Raw genomic sequence first — 20980 nt, forward strand, 5'->3', positions numbered from 1 at the left:
GAGGATAGACCAATGGATAAGTGGATCATAACACTGGGTCTTTCGGTTGCTGTCGCCGGCTGTACACGTGAGGCCGGGTACGAAATCGATCAGGGAACTTTCGGTAACGCCACCCTCAACAACATTCAGGTCATGAATGGCGAGCTGACCTATGGTCAAATTCTCGCGAGGCGTTTTGCCGCTGAGGTGCCTTCGCAGATCAACTTTGCCTTTGATAGCGCCCAGCTGGACGCATCAGCGCAACGTATTCTGCTGCAGCAAGCGGCCTGGATCAAACAGTTCCCCGAAGCGCGATTCCGTGTCTACGGACATACTGACGCCGTTGGATCTGAGTCATACAACAAGCGTTTGGGACAGCGTCGTGCAAATGCCGCCGTCGCCTTCCTGACGCGACAGGGGATTTCCCGGTCGCGACTTGAAGCTGTTGTTTCTTTTGGAAAATCCAGACCACTGGTTGCAACCCAGGATCGCGACCGGCGCAACCGTCGCACGGTGACTGAAGTTTCCGGCTTTGTTGATCGGCATCCAAATGTGCTGGATGGAAAATACGCTGACGTGATCTATCGCGAATATATCTCAAGTGCGATCCCACAAAGCTATATCCAGCGTCAGGAAGATGCTGGAGGCACCGGAGAATAATAACCAGGGCATGGGCGGCATTGTCGCCCATTTCCCTACAATTGGTTCTTTTGCGCCCAATTCTCGCCCAACTTTCGAGCGACCTTGTGAACAATTGGGTGACCTGCGGCCAAAATTGACCGCATCGGGCGACAGCATACCAGAACTGACCCTTCAAGCGTTCTAACGGTTTGCTCAGCCCTCTCGACGAGGATTGTGTTAATGACCAGCGCGACGCCGCAAGACGATAACAATGCTATTCTGGCCTGCACCATCAGCCGGGATGTCCAGAACTTTGATCTTCTGATCGAAGACATGGAAGCCGCGCTGGGTGAGCGCTGGGGTGACCTTGGATTCGCCGAAGCGCTTGCGTTCTTCAGTCAACCCGAAGCCCAAACGCTTCAATTTGTTGCCCTGGCACTGGACGGTGATGACGAAGATAACCTGACCCTGATGAGTGAGATCATCACGCAAGCCAAGGAAAAGGGCATCAAGGTCGTACTGATTGCCGAAGACGTAACCCCAGCCGCGCTGCATCAGCTACTGCGCAAGGGCGCGGATGAGTTCGTCCCCTACCCGCTTCCGGAAAATGAGCTACAGGAAGCGATTGATCGGATGAACAAACCTGATCCGGTTGTCGCGCCTCAAGCTACTCCAACCCCAACTGGCGGCGCTTCGAAAGAAGGGGCGCTATTTGTTGTTCAGGGTCTCGCAGGCGGTGTCGGTTCAACGACCATGGCGGTCAATCTAGCTTGGGAGCTTGCAACGGTATCCGCCAAGGAAGCGCCCAAAGTGTGCCTGATCGATCTGGATCTGCAATACGGCACGGTTTCGACTTATTTGGATTTGCCGCGCCATGAAGCTGTGTTCGAGATGCTTTCTGACACCGATTCAATGGATGATGATTCTTTCAGCCAGGCATTGCAAACATTTGACGAGAAGCTGCAGGTGCTTACCGCTCCTTCCGACATGGTACCGCTGGATATTATCAATCCCGAGGACATCCAGCGTGTAATCGACACTGCTCGAGCTAACTTCGATTACGTGATCGTCGACATGCCGAAAACGCTCGTCCACTGGTCAGAAACAGTCCTGCAAGCTGCACATGTGTACTTTGCACTGATCGAACTGGATATGCGTTCGGCTCAGAACGCTCTGCGCCTGAAACGTGCCCTGCAGGCCGAAGAACTACCGTTCAATAAGCTGCGGTTCGCGATGAACAAAGCACCGAAGTTTACGGATCTCAACGGCAAAAGCCGGGTCAAACGCATGGGCGAAAGCCTTGGCATCTCTATTGATCTGCTGTTGCCAGATGGGGGGAAACCCGTGATGCAAGCCGGTGATCATGGTTTACCACTCGCCAGTTCGGCAGCCAAAAATCCGCTGCGCCGCGAAATCGCCAAACTGGCCCAATCGCTTCATAGCTTGGGCAGTAGCGACGCCGAAGCCGCATAACACAAAGGGGAGCTGCCGTGTTCTCAAGATACAAAAAACAGCCTTCGGCGCAGCCGGTTGAAGCCCAGGCGCCCAAGCCAGAAGCGCCGGCAGAACCTGCAGCAGCACCTGCTGCGAACGCAGTCGCGCGGCGGCCGGTCAAGAAAAAGGCAGCAGAAGTTGTTGGAAACGACAAGGAACGCAAGCGCAAGGAGAGATTGGGGGAGATCAAGCTAGAGCTCCACCGCGAACTGCTTGAAAACCTGAATCTCGCAGCACTGGAAAAGGCCGAAGAGGTCGAGCTGCGCAACGAGATCAGCGCAATTGCCAGCGAAGTGCTGGAAGCGCGTAACATCGTTCTGAATCGTGAAGATCGCAGCCAGCTGAATAAAGAGCTTTATGACGAAGTAACCGGCCTTGGTCCTCTGGAAACACTGCTGCAGGACGATTCAGTCAACGATATTCTGGTCAATGGCCCTCAGCAGATTTTCGTTGAACGTGCCGGTAAGCTTGAGCTTAGCGACATCACGTTCAAAGACGAAAAGCACCTGATGCGGATCATCGACAAGATTGTCTCTGCCGTTGGTCGTCGCGTCGATGAATCTAACCCCTATGTTGACGCCCGTCTGGCGGATGGCTCGCGTTTCAACGCAATGGTGCCGCCGATTGCGGTGGATGGTTCGCTAGTTTCCATTCGTAAGTTCAAAAAAGACAAACTGGGCATCGACGATCTGGTGAACTTCGGTGCGTTTACCGAAGAAATGGCGGCCTATTTGCAGGCCGCAGTTTCGACGCGTTTGAACATCATCGTTTCGGGCGGTACAGGTTCCGGTAAAACGACGACGCTGAACGCTCTGTCCAGTTTTATTGATGATGCCGAGCGGATTCTGACCATTGAGGATACGGCGGAACTTCAGCTGCAACAGACCCATGTGGGCCGGATGGAAAGCCGCCCACCCAACGTCGAAGGCAAAGGTGAGGTCAGCCCGCGCGATTGTTTGAAGAACGCCCTGCGTATGCGCCCCGACCGCATCATCGTTGGTGAGACGCGTGGCGCCGAGGTGATCGACATGCTTCAGGCCATGAACACAGGCCACGATGGTTCGATGACCACGATCCACGCCAACTCGGCCCGCGATGGTATCTCGCGTCTGGAAAACATGATTGCCATGGCCGGGATAGAAATGCCGATCAAGGCCGTTCGCAGCCAGATCTCATCAGCTGTGAACCTGATCGTTCAGGCCAGCCGTCTGCAGGACGGCTCGCGCCGGATGACGTCGATCACCGAAATTACCGGCATGGAAGGCGATGTCATTTCGATGCAGGAGATCTTTAGATTTCAACGTGTTGGACTGACGCCAGACAACAAGATCATTGGTCATTTCACGGCAACCGGCGTGCGCAGCCACTATTCCGAGCGCTTCCGCCTTTGGGGCTTTGACTTGCCCGCCTCGATCTATGATCCGACCACGATGTAGGAGAACCAAGATATGCAACTGCCTATTGAGGCGCTCATCTATATCGTGATCTTCGTCGGGGTCTTTGCCCTTGTCGAAGGTATCTATCTGGTCGCCTTCGGAAAATCGATCAGCCTGAACAGCCGCGTCAACCGAAGGCTGGACATGATCGACAAAGGTGTCGGTCGTGAACAGGTTCTGGAGCAGCTGCGCAAGGAAATGCAGCAGCACATGAAGTCGCAGAGCATTCCGCTCTATTCACTATTGGCCGACAAAGCGCAGAAAGCTGCGATCGCCTTTTCCCCACGACAGTTGATTATGATCATGGCGCTGGTTTCCGGATTGGCTTTCATGGTCCTGAGTATTGCCACTGCTACCGAAGTCGCGCTTCGTTCAGCGCTTTCCGTCGCCATTGGCGTTGGCGCGGTTTATGCTTGGGTAAACAACAAAGCCAAAAAACGCATGGCATTAATCGAAGAGCAGCTGCCGGATGCGGTAGAACTCATGGTGCGATCGCTGCGCGTGGGTAACCCGTTTGTGTCCTCAATCCAGATTGTTGCAAACGAGGTCGAGGATCCTATCGCCACCGAATTTGGCGTTATCTCGGATGAATCTGCCTATGGTCGCGATGTAGGCGAAGCGCTCAAGGATATGGCCGAGCGGTTGGATATGCAGGATTTGCGGTTCCTCGCCGTCGCAGTGTCGATCCAGCAGCAATCAGGTGGTAACCTGGCCGACATTCTGGCCGGTCTTGCAAAAGTGATCCGCGCTCGATTCCGATTGTTCCGCCGTGTGAATGCCATCACTGCTGAAGCTAAATGGTCAGGGAAGTTTCTATCGGGTTTTCCGGTCGCGTGTCTTCTGTTCATCTTGGTCAAAGATCCGAACTACTATGACGCCGTGATCGACGACCCGCTATTCATTCCCGCATGTTTCTTTGTTGGCATCACGCTAACGCTGAACCTGATCGTCATGCGTATCCTGACCGACATTAAGGTTTAAGAGGCCCAAAGATGGAATTTTTGAACCAGATCAACGAGCTGCTAAAAGAGAACCTTGGCGAATTCGGCCCGCTGATCGTTGTCGGCGTCTTGGGATTGTTCATGATCCTGGTCACAGTGCCTTTGATGCTGAACCAGCCGGAAGATCCGCTCAAGAAACTGCAACGGTCGAATTCTGCGCCAAAGACTAGCAAGAAAGAAAAGAAAGAGCGCCTCAGAACTGCCAGCCGAAACGAGCAGCTTGAGAAGTTTGCCAATTTTCTCGAACCAAAGGACGAAAAAGAATATTCGGCAGTTCAACTTAAACTGCGGCAAGCCGGCTATCAGTCGAAAGACGCCGTTCGGTTCTTTCACTTTGCTCAGTTTGCATTGGGCATAGTCGGAATTTTAGTCGGGGTCACACTGGTTACGGTATTCGCAGGGGATCAGGAGTTTGATACGACCCAACTGCTGATCCGCGTTCTGGGACCTGGCATTGCTGGATATTTCGTACCCAAGTACTGGATCACGCGACGCGTCGAAGAGCGCAAGGAGGCAATTGTAAACGGCTTCCCTGACACGCTCGATCTGATGCTAGTCTGCGTCGAAGCTGGTCAGTCATTGGATCAGGCGATCGTTCGGGTCGCATCCGAAATGAAGGCATCTTATCCGGACATTGCGCTTGAGTTTGAGGTTGTCGCCTACGAAATGAAGGCCGGTAAGGAGAAGGATACCGTTCTGCGTGATTTTGCGACAAGATGCGGAGTTCAGGACGTAAGCGCATTCGTAACCGTGATGATCCAGTCGGCGACTTTCGGGACATCAATTGCTGAAGCCTTGCGGGTTTACGCCGATGAAATGCGTGACAAGCGCGTGATGCGCGCCGAAGAGGCCGCGAATAAGTTGCCAACGAAAATGACGCTTGCGACAATGATGCTGACCGTTCCCCCACTGCTGGTCATTCTTGTTGGTCCTTCGGCGAAAGCTATCATGGAGTTTGGAAGATGAAGAAAAGAATCTTCTTTTGCGCGGGAGCGCCAATCTGACTTATTGGTACCTTAGCAGGATTTTTCAGGCCGCCATGGTTTTCGCCATGGTGGCTTCTTGCACTGAAACAACTGCGACGGACGATCCGTTTGCACCGGGCGTCGACCCTAAAGGGCCTACGGTAGATGAGGTTGCCGTCGGAAACCGGTTGATGGCAGCGGGCGAATATGAGCTTGCGCTTGAATCCTTTACTCGTGCTGCGTTGCAACAAGGCATGACTCCGGAAATTCTGACATCGCTTGGAACGGCCAATCTGGGTCTAAGCCGGATTGGCCAAGCTGAACCGCTCCTTCGCCGTGCGGTCGAGGATGACCCCGACTGGCCCGTCGCATGGAATAATCTGGGCGTGTTCCTTGTCGAAACAGGTGAATTTGCCGAAGCAGCCCAAGTGTTCCGCAGAGCCTACGCATTGGACAATGGCGAAAGTGACGCAATCCGTGACAATCTGCGGTTAGCACTCGCAAAAATAGAAAATCCTGTTAATAATACTCCACAAGAACAAGAATTTGAGCTGGAGCAGCGCGGCGACGGAGAATTCGTTCTGCGCAAAACCCGGCAATAGAGGCAGAGCAGTAAAAGGACGCAAAAAATGCGCCAACCCTTCTTGATTCCGACGATGGTTGCGTGCGGGCTGGTTTTATCCGCCTGCGCGAAAGAAACCGAAGAGGAAAAGGTCGAGCGTACATTTCAGGAAGTGAACGTCATCGACGAGACCAACCTGAATGATGTTATGCTAAACGCGGCCGATCCCAATGAGGCGGTGACCTATTTCCAGGGTGCAGCCGCTAAAAATCCGGATCGTATTGATTTGCAACGCGGTCTGGCAATCACCCTAACCCGCGCCAAGCGCAGCACCGAAGCTGCCGCTGCGTGGAAACGCGTGCTCAGCATGAAGGGCGCCAATAACGCCGACCGTGTCGAATATGCGGATGCTCAGATACGTGGTGGAAACTGGGACGGTGCAAAGGAGACGCTGGATCGGATCCCACCGACCTACGAGACCTTCAAGCGCTATCGGCTTGAGGCGCTAGTGGCGGATTCTCGGAAGGATTGGAAGCGCTCTGACCACTACTACGAAACCGCTGTTGGCCTGACGACGCGCCCGGCGGGTGTCATGAATAACTGGGGTTATTCCAAGCTGTCGCGCGGCCAGTATGCCGAAGCCGAGCGTCTGTTTACCGAAGCGATCCAGCAGGACAACTCTTTGTTTACCGCCAAGAACAATCTGGTTTTGGCGCGCAGCGCGCAAGGCAACTATAGCGTCCCGGTTGTGCCAATGACACAGACCGAACGAGCGCGGCTGCTGAATACGATGGCCATTTCGGCGGTGAAACAAGGTGATATCAACCTTGCGAAAAACCTGTATCGTGAGGCGATTGCCACGCATCCCCAGCACTATGACGAGGCGGTCCGCTCGCTTCGGGCGCTTGAGGACGCCTGATCCATGACCATACCAGCGGCCGCAGCAGCGTGGTTTCTGCCCTTTGTTCTGCCGATCTGTTTCTACGTTGCCTACACGGATATGCGTGAGATGCGGATCAAGAACCATGCGGTCGTGGCGCTGGCCGTGGTTTTCATAGTCGTCGGCCTCATCGCCCTGCCACCATGGTCTGGGCCGTGGGTTCCAGGCAATTTGGGCCCGTTAAGCCTGACTTTACCGGTCTACGGGTGGCAGTTATTTCACATGGTCGTCGTTCTCATCATCGGTATCGTACTGAATGCTGCCGGTGTGATGGGCGCCGGAGACGCCAAATTCTGCGCCGCCGCAGCCGCATTTGTTTGGGTCGGAGACCTGATGCTGGTCTTAGTGATACTGACCGCAACTCTACTGGGGGCGTTCTGTGCCCATCGGCTCGCGAAATACACGCGGCTACGCCAGATCGCGCCGCATTGGGAAAGCTGGGATCGCGGAAAACAATTCCCAATGGGTCTGACGTTGGCAGGCAGCCTCGCTGTCTATTTGATTCTGGGCATAATCCACGGATCGTAAACAATCATCAGCGCGCCTCGCCTGCGCCTTTGTCCTGCCACAAATCCGCGCCAAATTCTGAAAAAAGCGGTCCTTAACGGGCCTTTGGCGTGATTTTTGTATGGACGAGCCCCGCTCATGAATATGCAGACCTCCTCTGTGATTGCCCCCCCTGCCCCAAAGGGTTTGGGCGAAATGCAACTTCCGCTGGTGATGATGCGGGACATCCTGCTGAAAACGGTTTTTCGCAAAAACGTGGACACCGTCAGCGAAATCGCCGAGGCCGTCTGCCTGCCGGGTTCCGTCACTCAAGAGATTGTGGACATCGCCCGCGAACAGAAACTGCTGGAAGCAACCGGTACGTTGAACGCCAACTCCGGCAATGAAATGGGCTATCAGTTAACAGATGCCGGCAAAGCCCGCGCGCTGGACGCGCTGAGCCAGTCTGAATATTTCGGCGCAATGCCGGTGCCGCTGGATGTGTATCGCGAGCAGGTCAAGCGACAGTCGATCCGGAACATTCAGGTTACGCGCGACCAGTTGACAGGCGCGATGGGGCATCTGGTTTTGCCCGACAGTCTTCTGGACCATCTGGGCCCTGCGGTCAGTGCAGGCCGGTCGATCCTGATGTATGGCCCTCCGGGCAACGGTAAATCCTCGATCTCGAACGGAATACGCGATGCGCTGGGGGACAATGTCTATGTTCCGCGTGCCATTGAATATGCCGGTCAGGTGATCACAGTTTACGACCCGATCGTACATACGGCGATCGAGCAGGAGGCTGATGACCCCAACAGCCTGCGCCGCCGCAAGCGGTTCGACACGCGCTATGTGCAATGTGAACGCCCCACCGTGGTAACCGGTGGTGAACTGTCGCTCAGCATGCTCGATCTTGTCTACAACCCAACGGCGCGGACCTATCAGGCCCCGCTGCAGTTGAAATCAACCGGTGGCATCTTCATTGTGGACGACCTTGGGCGTCAGGCCGAACCCCCTCAGGCCCTGATCAACCGCTGGATTGTTCCACTGGAAGAGAGCAAGGATATCCTAGGCTTGCAATCGGGTGAAAAGTTCGAAGTGCCCTTCGATACCCTTGTCATTTTCTCGACCAACTTCCACCCGAATGAAATCTTTGACCAAGCGGCCCTGCGCCGGATCTTCTTCAAGATCAAGATTGACGGGCCGAACCAGGAGAACTTCCTGAAGATCTTTGCCATGGTGGCCCGCAAACGTGGTATGCCGCTGGACGAGGCCGCGCTGGTACATTTGTTGAAGGTCAAATACCCGACGATCAACAATATCTATGCGAACTATCAGCCGATCTTCCTGATCGACCAGATGATCTCGATCTGTGAATTTGAAGGCATCCCCTATCAGATGAGCCCCGATCTGATCGACCGCGCATGGGCCAACATGTTCGTTAAGGAAGAAAAGATCATTCACTGATCTAAGGGCCATGGTTTCCATGACCTTGGGGCTGCGCTAGATTTGCTGGATGGCGCAGATTCCCCATGCAATTCAGAACTGGTTCTCAGACAAAGGCTGGTCGATCCACCCACATCAGCACGAGATGTTTGAGCGGGCTGCCGATCCGGCGACGTTGCTGATTGCGCCTACCGGTGGTGGTAAAACCATGGCCGGGTTTCTGCCTTCGCTGGCCGAATTGGCAGAAGGTCAACAAGAAGGCTTGCACACGCTCTATGTATCACCGCTCAAAGCATTGGCGGCGGATATCAGACGTAATTTGCGGGTTCCGGTGGAAGAGATCGGCTTGCCCATTCGGATTGAAGACCGCACCGGCGATACTTCGGCCACGCAAAAGAAACGCCAGCGTGCCGACCCGCCCCATATTCTGCTGACAACACCTGAAAGCCTTGCGCTGTTGACCTCTTACGAGGATGCGCCCCGTATGTTTGAAGAAGTTCAGCGTATCATCGTTGATGAAATCCACGCGTTGGCGGAAAGCAAACGAGGGGATCAGTTGATGCTGGCGCTGGCACGGTTACAAACCATCTGCCCCAATCTACGCCGGGTTGGCCTTTCGGCTACCGTCGAAGACCCCGAAGGCATCGCGCGCTTTCTGGCCCGTCACCCTGATCCTTGCCAGATTATTCAGGCCGATCCCGGCCCAGACCCCGATATCTCGATGCTGCAAACGCAAGAGATGCCGCCGTGGTCGGGTGGTGGCGCGGCATATGCAATCTCTGCAGTTATGGAACAGATCAGGCGGCACAAGACGACACTGATTTTTCACAACACCCGCGCGCAGGCCGAGATTTTCTTTCACAACCTCTGGCTCGCCAATGATGACGCCCTGCCCATTGGCATCCACCACGGTAGTCTGGATCGGCAACAGCGCGAGCGGGTCGAGGCGGCGATGGTTCGGGGGGACCTGCGCGCGATTGTCTGCACGGGCAGCCTCGATCTGGGAATCGATTGGGGCGATGTGGACCTCGTGATCCAGATCGGCGCCCCGAAAAACGTCAAACGGTTGGTGCAGCGGATCGGACGCGCCAATCACCGCTACAACGCCCCCTCAAAGGCCATTCTCGTGCCTGCCAATCGGTTCGAAGTGGTTGAATGCGTGGCCGCGCTTGAGGCCGTGCAAGAGCATGATCTGGATGGCGATCCGCGCGGGTCCGGTCCTCGGGACGTTTTGTGCCAGCACATTCTGATCGCCGCCGCTGCCGGGCCATTTGAGGCTGATGCGCTATACGCGGAGCTTACGGCAGCTGGACCCTATGCAAAACTCACGCGCCCTGACTTCGACGCCTGTTTGGATTTCTGCGCAACCGGTGGTTATGCCCTGCGTGCCTATGACCGGTGGCAGAGGTTGCAGCAGCGACCTGATGGGAAGTGGCAATTGCGTGATCCGAGGGCGGCGCAGCGCATCCGTATGAATCTGGGCACGATTCAGGACACCGACACGCTTAAGGTTCGGCTCAAACGCAGCCGCGGCGGCAAGCCCTTGGGCGAGGTAGAAGAGGCGTTTGCGGCCTCACTGACCCCCGGTGATACGTTTCTGATCGGTGGTCAGATCGTCCGCTATGAAGGCCTGCGAGAGATGGTGGTTGAGGTAAGCCGCCGCGCCGACCGCAAACCCAAGATCGCTACTTTTTCGGGCACCAAATTCGCAACTTCAACGCAGCTAAGTGACCGGATACTAAAAATGTTCGCGCAGCCGGATTGGCCTCAGCTGCCCCATCACACAGCCGAATGGCTTTGCCTGCAGCGCGAGATGTCGCGCTTGCCACAAAGCGACCGGTTGCTGATCGAAAGCTTTCCCGACAGAGGGCGCGAGCATCTCTGCGTCTACGGGTTCGCTGGGCGTAATGCGCAACAGACACTTGGGCTTTTGCTCACCAAACGTATGGAAGAGACCGGTCTTGCCCCGTTGGGTTTTGTGGCCACCGACTACGCAACCCTGATCTGGGGATTGGATGCAGTTACCGATCCGCGCCCCCTGTTTCAACTGGACGCTCTTCGCGAGGGGTTAGAGACTTGGCTTGCAGGCAATGCCGTCATGAAACGCACATTTCGCGCTTCGGCTACAATTGCCGGCCTGATCGAGCGCAATACAGGCGGGCAGCGCAAGAACGGCCGGCAGGCCACATTTTCCTCTGACATCCTTTATGACACGTTGCTGAAATACGATCCCGACCACCTTCTGATGCAAATTACCCGCGAAGAGGCCATGCGCGGATTGGTCGATTTCGGACGGATCGAAGCCATGATTGCCCGAATCGGTGATCGGATTGATCTTCTGCGATTGGACCGTGTTTCACCCCTGGCGGCCCCACTATTCTTGGAAGTTGGCAAAGTTCCCGTCAAAGGCGAGGCTGAAGAACGCCTACTGGCCGAGGAAAGCGCCCGGTTGCTACAGGCGGCTGGATTGCAACCGGCATAAACCTCTTGCACGACCCGCGAAATCGTTCGAAGAACGGATCATGAACAAGATCACCTTTTCATTTTATGGCCAGCAACTGACCGCATTGGGCTCGGGCGCGTTATGGTGGCCGGATCAGGGCTTGCTTTGTGTTTCAGATCTGCATCTGGGTAAATCCGAACGGATTGCCAGAAGGGGTGGGCCAACTCTGCCACCCTATGATAGCCACGAAACGCTCACCCGCTTGGCAAGTGATCTGGCCCATACGGGCGCCGCGACGGTGATATGTTTAGGGGACAGCTTTGACGATATCGATGCATCAAGTGCGTTGTCGGCTGAGGACAAGCTGCAGATCATGACCCTGCAAGCCGGTCGCCGTTGGATCTGGATTGAAGGAAACCATGACCCCGGCCCCGTTGAGATGGGCGGGACACATCTGTCCGAATGGGGCTGCCATGGCCTGAGCTTTCGTCATATTGCGCATGCAGACTGCGCAGGAGAGGTTTCGGGTCACTATCACCCCAAAGTAAGGCTCGTCGCCCGGGGAAGATCCATCTCACGCCCTGCGTTCCTGTTTGACGAGGCCAGGCTGATCCTTCCGGCGTACGGTGCCTATACCGGAGGATTGCGCAGTTCAGACCAAACCCTGACCGATATCATGGCACCGGACGCGCGCGCGATTTTGACCGGAGCGCAGCCGCAACTCATTCCTATGCCACGTTAAGGTCTAGAAAAGCCCGTCATCTACAAGCTGCTGCTTGTATTTTCTGCTGACCGGAATCCGATCTCCGTTCTTGAGGTTAAGAAAAGACTTCCCCCCTTCTTTGTCGGCCCCGACGATCGCCGAGTCCACGACCCAGTGCGATCGGTGTGTGCAATGACCGGGCACAGGCTCCATCTCATCAATTGCATCGGTAAAGCGCGAACGGATGGTGAATGTGCCCTCTGAGGTGACCACATCAACACTGTGATCGCGAACAGCCAGTCGGTAAATCGTTCCTTGGAAAGTGGCCGGTAAACGGTTGTAGATACGCGGCCTTTGCGCTTCTTCGGAGTCAGTGGGCTCGTTTCGTTGATGCACCAGCAACAACCCGGTAGCAAACAGAACGCCGTACGGTGCTACTTTGAGCAAGCCAGGCGCGGACAGGCCATTCAGAGTGAATACAATCCAGGTCAAAAACCACAAAGACGGAGCAAACAGCGTCAGGATCAGGATGGTAAAGGCAACATCCCGCACCAGCACACCGGAAACGCAAAACCGTTCACGAACCAATTTCCCAGCCGACCAAGTCGCCGCGAGCGCGAGCAGCAAGACACCTGTCCAAAATAGCAATCTTTGAGAGAATGGCAGCGTCATGTCCCGAAACGGGGCAAAGGAATATGCCAGAAGTGGAATGAAAACGACACCCGCCACCACCCTTTGTAGGCTAAGAAACGAGATGATCGGACTCAGATTGGATATCATACCGGCTAACGTACCTCCCCAAACGTAAAACCAACAATCCCCAGATCGGAAGGTATTCTAAACCCAAAATTATCTGGAACTGAAGGCTTACCATTGGTTGACGCTGGGTCAAGAATAGATAGCGCTGGATAAATTTCTCTTTCTTTTGAAGCAAGTAGGCCGGAGAGCTTTTTGCACTCTCCGGCTGCTACAATAGTCTGTGCTTATGCCCAATAATGTCTGCGTGAAGTGATTATGCGGTCAGCCCTTCGGGCTCCGGCAGACCATTTGCGCGGCACGCCGCAGTGAGCGTATTTGCAAGAAGGCAGGCAATCGTCATTGGACCGACACCGCCAGGAACCGGGGTGATCGCACCGGCGCGTTCAGAGGCAGAAGCATAATCAACATCGCCGACCAGTTTGTTCTTACCGTCGCGTTCAATCCGGTTGATGCCCACGTCAATAACGGTCGCGCCTTCTTTGATCCAGTCGCCCGGAACCATCTCGGGGCGGCCAACGGCGGCAACAACGATATCGGCACGGCGGACCACATCGGGCAGATCCTTGGTGCGACTATGCGCGATGGTGACCGTGCAGCTGTCACCCAGTAGCAACTGCGCCATCGGCTTGCCCACGATGTTCGACCGACCGATCACAACCGCATCCATGCCGGACAGCGAACCATGGTGATCGCGCAGCATCATTAGGCAGCCCAGCGGAGTGCAGGGCACCATCGATTTTTGGCCAGTCCCCAACAGACCCACGTTCGAAATGTGGAAGCCGTCTACGTCCTTGGCGGGATCAATCGAATTGATCACAAGATCTTCGTTCAGGTGCTTGGGCAGAGGGAGTTGAACCAGAATGCCGTGCACCGCAGGATCATTGTTCAGCTTATCGATCAGCGCCAACAGATCCTCTTCGGACGTATCCGCATCCAGCTTGTGTTCATACGAGTTCATGCCAACTTCGACGGTCATCTTGCCTTTCGAGCGGACATAGACCTGGCTTGCCGGATCCTCACCGACGAGCACCACAGCCAAACCCGGAGTGATCCCGTTCTCTTCTTTCAGCTTTGCAACCTGGTCGGCCACCTGCGCGCGCACTTTGGCGGCAAAGGCCTTCCCGTCGATAACCTGCGCTACCATTCTATGATCCCTTCTTTCAAAGCCAAAAGGGCGCAAATGCGCCCGATTATCAGTCGTCGCCGAGCACACGTTCCTCACGCGCAATCGACCAGTCAATCAGAATACGCCACAACCGCTCGGCCAATTCCGGGTCCATCCCTACCTCGCTCGATCCGGCGCGTACTTTCTGCACCACCTCTTCGACCCGGTCCGGGATGCGGGCAGGCAGGCCCTCGCTTGGTTTCAACTCGGACGCGCGGTCGATATAACCTGCGCGCGCGACCAGCATCTCGATCAGTTGGCGATCCAACTTGTCGATCTGAACACGCAATTCCTGCATCGATTGGCAGTCTTGTGGAGGTGTCAGAATGGGCATGTTCTTCTCCTCATGGCCCGGGGGTTCCCCGGACCACGAGATGTCTTATTCGGCGGCTTAGAACAAGCCCTCGATCTCACCTGCGTCGTTAAGGCAGATGGTTTCAGCCGCAGGTTTGCGCGGCAGGCCTGGCATCGTCATGATCTCACCGCAGACAACCACGATGAAACCGGCACCCGCGGACAGGCGAACCTCGCGCACAGGGACCGAGTGGCCAGTGGGGGCGCCGCGCAGGGTCGGGTCAGTCGAGAACGAGTACTGCGTTTTCGCCATGCAGACTGGCAGGTTGCCATAGCCCGCTTCTTCCCACTCGCGCAGTTGGTTGCGGATCTTGTTGTCGGCCAGCACCTCGTCGGCGCGGTAGATGCGCTTGGCGATGGTCTCGATCTTCTCGAACAGCGGCATGTCATCCGGATAGATCGGCGAGAAGTTCGCAGCGCCATTTTCGACGATCTCGACCACTTTTTCGGCCAGAGGCGCAGAGCCATCCGAACCCAGTTCCCAGTGACGTGACAGAATCGCTTCGACACCGTGTTCGGCACAGTAGCTCTTGACTGCCTCTACTTCGTCATCAGTGTCGGTAACGAAGTGGTTGATCGCTACGACAACTGGGACGCCGAACGATTTGACGTTCTCGATATGACGTCCCAGGTTGGCACAACCAGACTTCACAGCGTCGACGTTCTCGGCACCTAGATCTGCCTTGGCCACGCCGCCATTCATCTTCATAGCGCGCACGGTGGCGACCAGCACCACGGCCGACGGAGCAATACCCGCCTTGCGGCATTTGATGTTCATGAACTTCTCGGCACCCAGATCCGCGCCAAAGCCCGCCTCGGTAACGACATAGTCAGCCACTTTCAGCGCGGTCTTTGTCGCGATGACCGAGTTACAGCCATGTGCGATGTTCGCGAAGGGTCCGCCATGGACAAAGGCCGGGTTGTTTTCCAGCGTCTGCACCAGGTTCGGCTGCATCGCGTCTTTCAACAGAACGGTCATTGCACCTTCGGCCTTGATGTCACGGCAGTAGACCGGGGTCTTGTCGCGGCGGTAGGCCACGATGATGTCGCCCAGACGCTTTTCAAGGTCTTTTAGGTCGTTCGCCAGACACAGAATCGCCATCACTTCTGAGGCCACGGTGATGTCAAAACCAGCTTCACGCGGGAAGCCGTTCGACACGCCGCCCAGCGACGCAGTGATCTGACGCAGGGCACGGTCGTTCATGTCGACCACACGGCGCCATGCAACGCGGCGGGTATCGATTTCCTGCTCGTTGCCCCAATAGATGTGGTTGTCGATCATCGCCGACAGCAGCGAGTGGGCCGAGGTGATGGCGTGGAAGTCACCGGTGAAGTGCAGGTTCATCTCTTCCATCGGCACAACCTGAGCGTAACCACCGCCCGCAGCGCCGCCCTTCATGCCGAAGTTCGGGCCAAGCGAGGCTTCGCGGATGCAAATCATCGCGTTCTTGCCGATGCGGTTCAGACCGTCGCCCAGACCCACGGTTGTGGTGGTCTTGCCTTCGCCCGCAGGGGTCGGGTTGATCGCGGTCACAAGGATCAGCTTGCCGTCTTCACGATCCTGAACCGAGTTGATGAAGTCCTGGCTGACCTTCGCCTTGTCATGGCCATAAGGCAGCAAATCATCGCTGGAGATGCCCAGCTTGGCACCAATTTCCTGGATCGGCTTCTTGTTTGCCTCGCGGGCAATCTCAATGTCGGATTTGTAGCTCATTGGGCAGGGTCCCTGATTGAATTCCGTGCAAAACCGACGCTCAGGCGTCGGCGCTGCGCAACATATACTGAGGTACACAAATCAGAAGGCTAAGGATTCCGACATTTTCTTGCCGCGAAACGGCGTTGCAGGAAATCGTAGTGAGCAAATCGGAAACGGATTGAACCTATGGTTGCCAAAGTGGCTGATCCGGCACAAACAATTGCATCTTGTCGCCGCGCTTCAGCGCCCCTGGTCGTTCAACCCACGCCGTAACTCCGCGCCGCCCTTTGGCCGCCGGTTTGAATGCTGCTCCGTATCCTGTGTGATCCGCCTCAATCTCGCGACCCGGTAGAACGCAGGGGGCGTTTTCCATATCCACAGTGATCGTCAAGCCGCTATCGGCCTGCAACCGTGACGACGGAGGGATATGAGAGAAATCGGGAATGCCCTTCAAGACGATCGATGCCCCAAGATAAGACGGATCAAGCTCGGCCAGGTTCATCTCGGCTGCGATGCCACCCAACTCCTCTGCCGATAGCACCGATAGCTGACGCACATTACGGATTTCGGTGCCCTTGGGATAGAGATTCGCCACCCGAACACAGGACGCCCTATTGAGCCCGTGATGCCGTTCACCCAGCGCACCATCAAAGTTCAGCTCCAGAGCGTCGACAGGCTTGGCCCGCAAAGACTGGCCTGCTGGGACATATCCCAACCACACCACTTCGGCTGAAAATTCAGTTTCACGTAGAAACGGCATGAGGCGCCCCCTTCAATGACAGATTTGCTGGCATAATGCCCAGCAACGACCTGATGAAAAGAGAAAACCCGGAGGCTGGCTCCGGGTTTTGCTGTTATGCGGTAGGCTCAGGTTCCATCCCACCATCTGGCGGAGATTTCTTGGCCTTCGTCTTTGGAATGGCCGTGACGCTGGGTGCGCTGCCCTGATCCGGGTTATCGCCTTCGTCATCGCCATCTGTCGGAGACTCGCCGTTCATGACGCGCTTGATCTCGTCACCGGTCAGGGTTTCGTATTCCAGCAAACCTTGCGCAAGGCGCTCCCATTCTTCGTTCTTCTCAGTCAGAATCTGGTGCGCGCGTTCATATCCTTGCTGGATCAGGCGCTTCACTTCTTCCTCGATCAGCTCTTTCGTATGGGCCGAGACCGAGAACCCGGCGGTATTACCCTGATACCCTTCATGGGCCTCGGCATAGTCAATGTTGCCGACCTTATCCGACATTCCCCAGCGCATCACCATGGCCCGCGCCAACTGGCTGGCTTGCATGATATCACCAGCCGGGCCGTTGGACACGTGGTCTTCACCGTATTTGATGACCTCAGCAGCCTTACCCGCCATGGTCATGGCCAGCTTTTGTTCACACTCATCACGATGATAATTCAGACGGTCCATCTCGGGTAGCGAGACAACCATACCCAGCGCACCACCGCGCGGAATAATAGTCGCCTTGTAGACCGGGTCACACAGCGGCAGTTCCAGACCAACAACGGCATGACCGGCTTCGTGGTAGGCGGTCTTTTCCTTCTGGTCCTGGGTCAGCACCATCGAGCGACGCTCAGCCCCCATCATCACTTTGTCCTTGGCATTCTCAAAGTCTTCCATCGTGACAAAGCGGCGGCCCACGCGGGCAGCCATCAAAGCGGCCTCGTTCACGAGGTTCGCAAGATCCGCACCAGAGAAGCCCGGAGTACCACGTGCGATAATGCGCAGATCAACATCGGGGCCCAGAGGCGTCTTGCGCGCGTGCACGCCCAGGATCTTCTCGCGCCCCTTGATGTCGGGGTTGCCAACGGTCACGTTCCGGTCAAAGCGGCCCGGACGCAGCAATGCCGGGTCAAGAACGTCTTTTCGGTTGGTTGCCGCCAGAATGATCACGCCTTCATTGGCCTCGAACCCGTCCATCTCGACCAATAGCTGGTTAAGCGTCTGTTCGCGTTCATCATTACCACCGCCATAACCTGCGCCACGATGGCGACCCACGGCGTCGATCTCGTCGATGAAAACGATACAGGGCGCGTTCTTCTTGGCCTGCTCGAACATGTCGCGGACACGGGACGCACCGACACCCACGAACATTTCAACAAAGTCGGAACCCGAAATCGTAAAGAACGGCACACCCGCCTCACCCGCAATGGCGCGGGCCAAAAGGGTCTTACCCGTACCCGGAGGGCCAACCAGCAGCGCACCTTTAGGAATCTTGCCACCGAGGCGGCTGAATTTCTGCGGGTTGCGCAGGAATTCGACGATCTCTTCCAGCTCTTCCTTGGCCTCATCGATGCCAGCCACATCGTCAAAGGTCACGCGGCCATGTTTTTCGGTCAGCATCTTGGCCTTGGATTTGCCAAAACCCATCGCGCCACCTTTGCCGCCACCTTGCATCCGGTTCATGAAATAGACCCAGACACCGATCAAAAGCAGGAAGGGCAGCAGCGTAATCAGGAACGACTGGAAGCCAGACTGCTGTTGTTTCACAGCCTCAACGGGGATGTTCTTGTCGATTAACAGCTTCGTAACCTCGGCGTCGCCGGGTTTGATCGTCGTATAGCTGGCGCCGTTTTGAGTTGTGTAGCGAATCTGCTCACCGTCCAGCGTAACTTTGTTGACCTCACCACTCTCAACGGCGGTCACAAAATCAGAATAGGTTTTTTCATTGCCCTGAAGCGACCCGCTGGGTCCGCTAAACAGGTTGAAAAGTGCCAGGATCAGCAGAAACAGAACGACCCAGAAGGCGATGTTGCGAGCGTTGCCCAAGGAAAATCTCCTGAAAGGTTTCGGCAGGTGGGGACCCGCCGGGGTTACCCCTTAAAATAGAGAGGATTGTGGCAGGTTCAATGCGATAAAATTACTGATGCGAAGTCGGACCTATCCGGCAGCAGTTCGGCACGCCATTCATTCGCAAAACCGGCCAGAGGTGCCGCCACCAGCATGTCACCGATCCAGACAGCGGGCGTCGACAACAAAGCAGCGCGGGGTTTCCCCACCGAACGCCAATCCTCAAGTTGGCGAACTCCGTCTTCGCCCAGCGCTCGGATTTCCGCATCCACAGTATTCGGACCGGTCAATAGCCAGCGCCGATCCCATGGTTCAGAAGGGCGTGCCCGCTGTTCGTTCACAGCGTTTAGCTCTCTGCAAATCCAAGTTTTTTTACCTCCCGAGGCCAAAACGCACCCCTTCAGCGTGGTTGCATGCCCAGCGGCGATTGCGTCCAGTCCCTGATCCGCTGCTTTGTGACGCGGCGGATAGTCTCCGCCCGCTATCCACGCAACAGACGCGACCAACAAACGTCGTCGAATCTCCTCGGGCAGAGAATTGAACCGTCCACGATCGATACACAAATCTCCGTCCAAAACCTGAACACAGCGGTCAGCAGCCTCCCGCGTGTAATGCGCCAGAGCCTCACGCGCTTGTGCCATATTATCAGCAACCCGCGCCAACGACTCGGCGGTGATTCCGATCTGATCCAACCCGGAAAGGACCTGACGCGCCTTGATACGGTCAAAACGCTGGTCCTGATTCGATGGATCGTCGATCCAAGAGATATTTTGCGACGTCAGGTATTCCCGAAGGCGCGTCCTGGTTGTTGCAAGTAAAGGGCGGAGCAATGCGATACCATTCTCAGAGCGAATTTCTGGCATCGCAGACAGCCCTGAAACGCCCGAGGCACGGGCCAGTCGCATCAAAACCGTTTCAGCCTGATCATCTGCCGTGTGCCCCAGCGCAATTGCCTGCAGCCCCTTCGCCTTGGCCCATTCAACCAACAGCCGGTATCGCGCACGCCGCGCCTGATCCTGCAGATTGCCCGCTCCATCCCAATCCCGCCAATTCAACGTTTTATGCGGAATACCCCAGCTTTGCGCCAGCTCTGCGACAGTGGCAGCCTCCGAGGCTGCCTCAGGCCGTAGCCCATGATCAACAGTTGCCGCGAATAGGTTCAGCCGCTCTTCTTGCGCGATGTCCGCCAACAATCGCAACAGCGCGGTCGAATCACTGCCCCCGGAAACCGCCACGCCTAACAGACGCGGCAGTGGGGCGGGCAAACGCGCCCTCAATTCAGCCCGAAGCGTGTCGGCGTCAGCGGTCAAGAACAGCCCAGTGTTGCCATTTCCTGCGTCGCCGAAGCCGCCGGGGCCGATGTCGGGAAACGCACGCCAACTTCGCCGAGAGTGATGCAAGCCTGATCGGTTTGGCCCAATTGTCCAAGCGCCGCGCCCAATTCAAACAGCGCCTCAGGGGCGAGAGGGCCTTCGGAATCGCCGGTGAAACTGGCCAGAAAGGCGCGTGCCGCTTCGCGGGTATCGCCCACCCCTTTCAGCGCCTGCCCGCGCCGCAGGTTGGCTTGGCTCGCTAGTGGACTGCCCGGATAAGACTGGTCGAATTGCGCAAACAGGTCGGCCGCGGTCTGGAAATCTCCATCCACCAAAGCCTGCGATGCAGCATCGAAATCAGCCTGTTCGCCCACCGCCAGCTCACCCTGATCAGCGACCGTGGGTTGAGTGGGGGTCGGCGTGGGGGCCACAGCCACATCGGTCGATGTCTCACCCCCTAATGTTGAGGTTTCACCCAGCGTGCTCAGATCACCGCCTTCAAGCTCAACCAGACGAAACTCCAAATCGCCGATACGGTTGGTGCCATCAGTCACGACATTTTGCACCCGTTGGTTCAACTGCTCGGTCTGGCGCGTCAGGCGTTGTAGCTCGGCCTCAATCGCGTCGACACGTTCCAGCACGGAGCTGCCGGACAAGTTCGGTGCGGGCGAGCCTGTGGTCGAAAACTCGCGCTTGAGACGCTGAATTTCCACATGCAGCACTGTCAGTTCCTGACGGATATCCGCCAGCGTCTGCTGATCCTGTGCTTGTGCCACACCAGCGACGGCTACAACCGTCGCCAGAACCAAACCTGCAATTCGCATC

Annotated in this window: 19 protein-coding genes; 11 read left to right on the top strand and 8 right to left on the bottom strand. The window is 56.3% G+C overall.

The genetic code is table 11. The annotated features are described in order from the left end of the window. The first annotated feature begins 12 nt into the window (after positions 1-12). From ACR0B3_RS13295 to pdeM, 11 genes are all read left to right on the top strand, one after another. The gene (locus ACR0B3_RS13295) at positions 13-639 is read left to right on the top strand and encodes an OmpA family protein (protein WP_480809498.1); all 627 of its coding nucleotides are present in this window, start codon (positions 13-15) and stop codon (positions 637-639) included. 201 nt (positions 640-840) lie between these two features. After that, positions 841-2073, top strand: a complete 1233-nt coding sequence (locus ACR0B3_RS13300; RefSeq protein ID WP_480809499.1) for a CpaE/TadZ family protein — start codon at positions 841-843, stop codon at positions 2071-2073. A 17-nt stretch (positions 2074-2090) separates the two neighbouring features. Beyond that, the gene (locus ACR0B3_RS13305) at positions 2091-3530 is read left to right on the top strand and encodes a TadA family conjugal transfer-associated ATPase (RefSeq protein WP_480809500.1); all 1440 of its coding nucleotides are present in this window, start codon (positions 2091-2093) and stop codon (positions 3528-3530) included. A 12-nt stretch (positions 3531-3542) separates the two neighbouring features. After that, positions 3543-4511 carry a type II secretion system F family protein gene (locus ACR0B3_RS13310; protein WP_480809501.1) on the top strand — a complete coding sequence of 323 codons (969 nt, stop codon included), beginning with the start codon at positions 3543-3545 and terminating at the stop codon, positions 4509-4511. Positions 4512-4522: 11 nt separating this feature from the next. After that, positions 4523-5497, top strand: a complete 975-nt coding sequence (locus tag ACR0B3_RS13315) for a type II secretion system F family protein (RefSeq protein WP_480809502.1) — start codon at positions 4523-4525, stop codon at positions 5495-5497. 73 nt (positions 5498-5570) lie between these two features. After that, positions 5571-6098, top strand: coding sequence for a tetratricopeptide repeat protein (locus ACR0B3_RS13320; RefSeq protein ID WP_480809503.1), 528 nt, complete (start codon positions 5571-5573; stop codon positions 6096-6098). A 27-nt stretch (positions 6099-6125) separates the two neighbouring features. Then, entirely contained in the window at positions 6126-6977 is an 852-nt protein-coding gene (locus tag ACR0B3_RS13325) for a tetratricopeptide repeat protein (RefSeq protein WP_480809504.1), read from the top strand. 3 nt (positions 6978-6980) lie between these two features. Beyond that, positions 6981-7526 carry a prepilin peptidase gene (locus tag ACR0B3_RS13330; RefSeq protein ID WP_480809505.1) on the top strand — a complete coding sequence of 182 codons (546 nt, stop codon included), beginning with the start codon at positions 6981-6983 and terminating at the stop codon, positions 7524-7526. Between the two features lie 117 nt (positions 7527-7643). Then, complete coding sequence (locus ACR0B3_RS13335) at positions 7644-8951, top strand: ATPase (RefSeq protein ID WP_480809506.1); 1308 nt, start codon at positions 7644-7646, stop codon at positions 8949-8951. 49 nt (positions 8952-9000) lie between these two features. Then, positions 9001-11412, top strand: coding sequence for a ligase-associated DNA damage response DEXH box helicase (locus tag ACR0B3_RS13340; RefSeq protein ID WP_480809507.1), 2412 nt, complete (start codon positions 9001-9003; stop codon positions 11410-11412). A 40-nt stretch (positions 11413-11452) separates the two neighbouring features. Beyond that, complete coding sequence (pdeM, locus tag ACR0B3_RS13345) at positions 11453-12115, top strand: ligase-associated DNA damage response endonuclease PdeM (RefSeq protein ID WP_480809508.1); 663 nt, start codon at positions 11453-11455, stop codon at positions 12113-12115. A gap of 3 nt (positions 12116-12118) precedes the next feature. On the opposite strand, the gene ACR0B3_RS13350 is transcribed toward pdeM, so the two are convergent. The 8 genes from ACR0B3_RS13350 to ybgF all read right to left on the bottom strand — a co-directional run bounded on the left by ACR0B3_RS13350 (position 12119) and on the right by ybgF (position 20979). Then, positions 12119-12856: a LytTR family DNA-binding domain-containing protein gene (locus ACR0B3_RS13350; RefSeq protein WP_480809509.1), complete on the bottom strand. Its 738-nt coding sequence runs from the start codon at positions 12854-12856 to the stop codon at positions 12119-12121. A gap of 232 nt (positions 12857-13088) precedes the next feature. Beyond that, complete coding sequence (gene folD / locus ACR0B3_RS13355; protein ID WP_170685992.1) at positions 13089-13979, bottom strand: bifunctional methylenetetrahydrofolate dehydrogenase/methenyltetrahydrofolate cyclohydrolase FolD; 891 nt, start codon at positions 13977-13979, stop codon at positions 13089-13091. A 49-nt stretch (positions 13980-14028) separates the two neighbouring features. After that, on the bottom strand, positions 14029-14334 hold the full coding sequence (locus ACR0B3_RS13360) for a chorismate mutase (RefSeq protein WP_480809510.1): 306 nt from the start codon (positions 14332-14334) through the stop codon (positions 14029-14031). 57 nt (positions 14335-14391) lie between these two features. Continuing rightward, on the bottom strand, positions 14392-16068 hold the full coding sequence (locus tag ACR0B3_RS13365; RefSeq protein ID WP_480809511.1) for a formate--tetrahydrofolate ligase: 1677 nt from the start codon (positions 16066-16068) through the stop codon (positions 14392-14394). 166 nt (positions 16069-16234) lie between these two features. Further along, positions 16235-16810, bottom strand: coding sequence for an MOSC domain-containing protein (locus tag ACR0B3_RS13370; RefSeq protein WP_480809512.1), 576 nt, complete (start codon positions 16808-16810; stop codon positions 16235-16237). A gap of 94 nt (positions 16811-16904) precedes the next feature. Next, positions 16905-18821, bottom strand: a complete 1917-nt coding sequence (gene ftsH, locus ACR0B3_RS13375) for an ATP-dependent zinc metalloprotease FtsH (protein WP_480809513.1) — start codon at positions 18819-18821, stop codon at positions 16905-16907. A 77-nt stretch (positions 18822-18898) separates the two neighbouring features. Beyond that, positions 18899-20152: a tRNA lysidine(34) synthetase TilS gene (tilS, locus tag ACR0B3_RS13380; RefSeq protein WP_480809514.1), complete on the bottom strand. Its 1254-nt coding sequence runs from the start codon at positions 20150-20152 to the stop codon at positions 18899-18901. After that, positions 20149-20979: a tol-pal system protein YbgF gene (gene ybgF, locus ACR0B3_RS13385; protein ID WP_480809641.1), complete on the bottom strand. Its 831-nt coding sequence runs from the start codon at positions 20977-20979 to the stop codon at positions 20149-20151. The genes tilS and ybgF overlap by 4 nt, the downstream gene beginning before the upstream one ends. Position 20980: the final 1 nt, after the last annotated feature.

It is taken from the genome of Ruegeria sp. CE9, assembly GCF_056537425.1.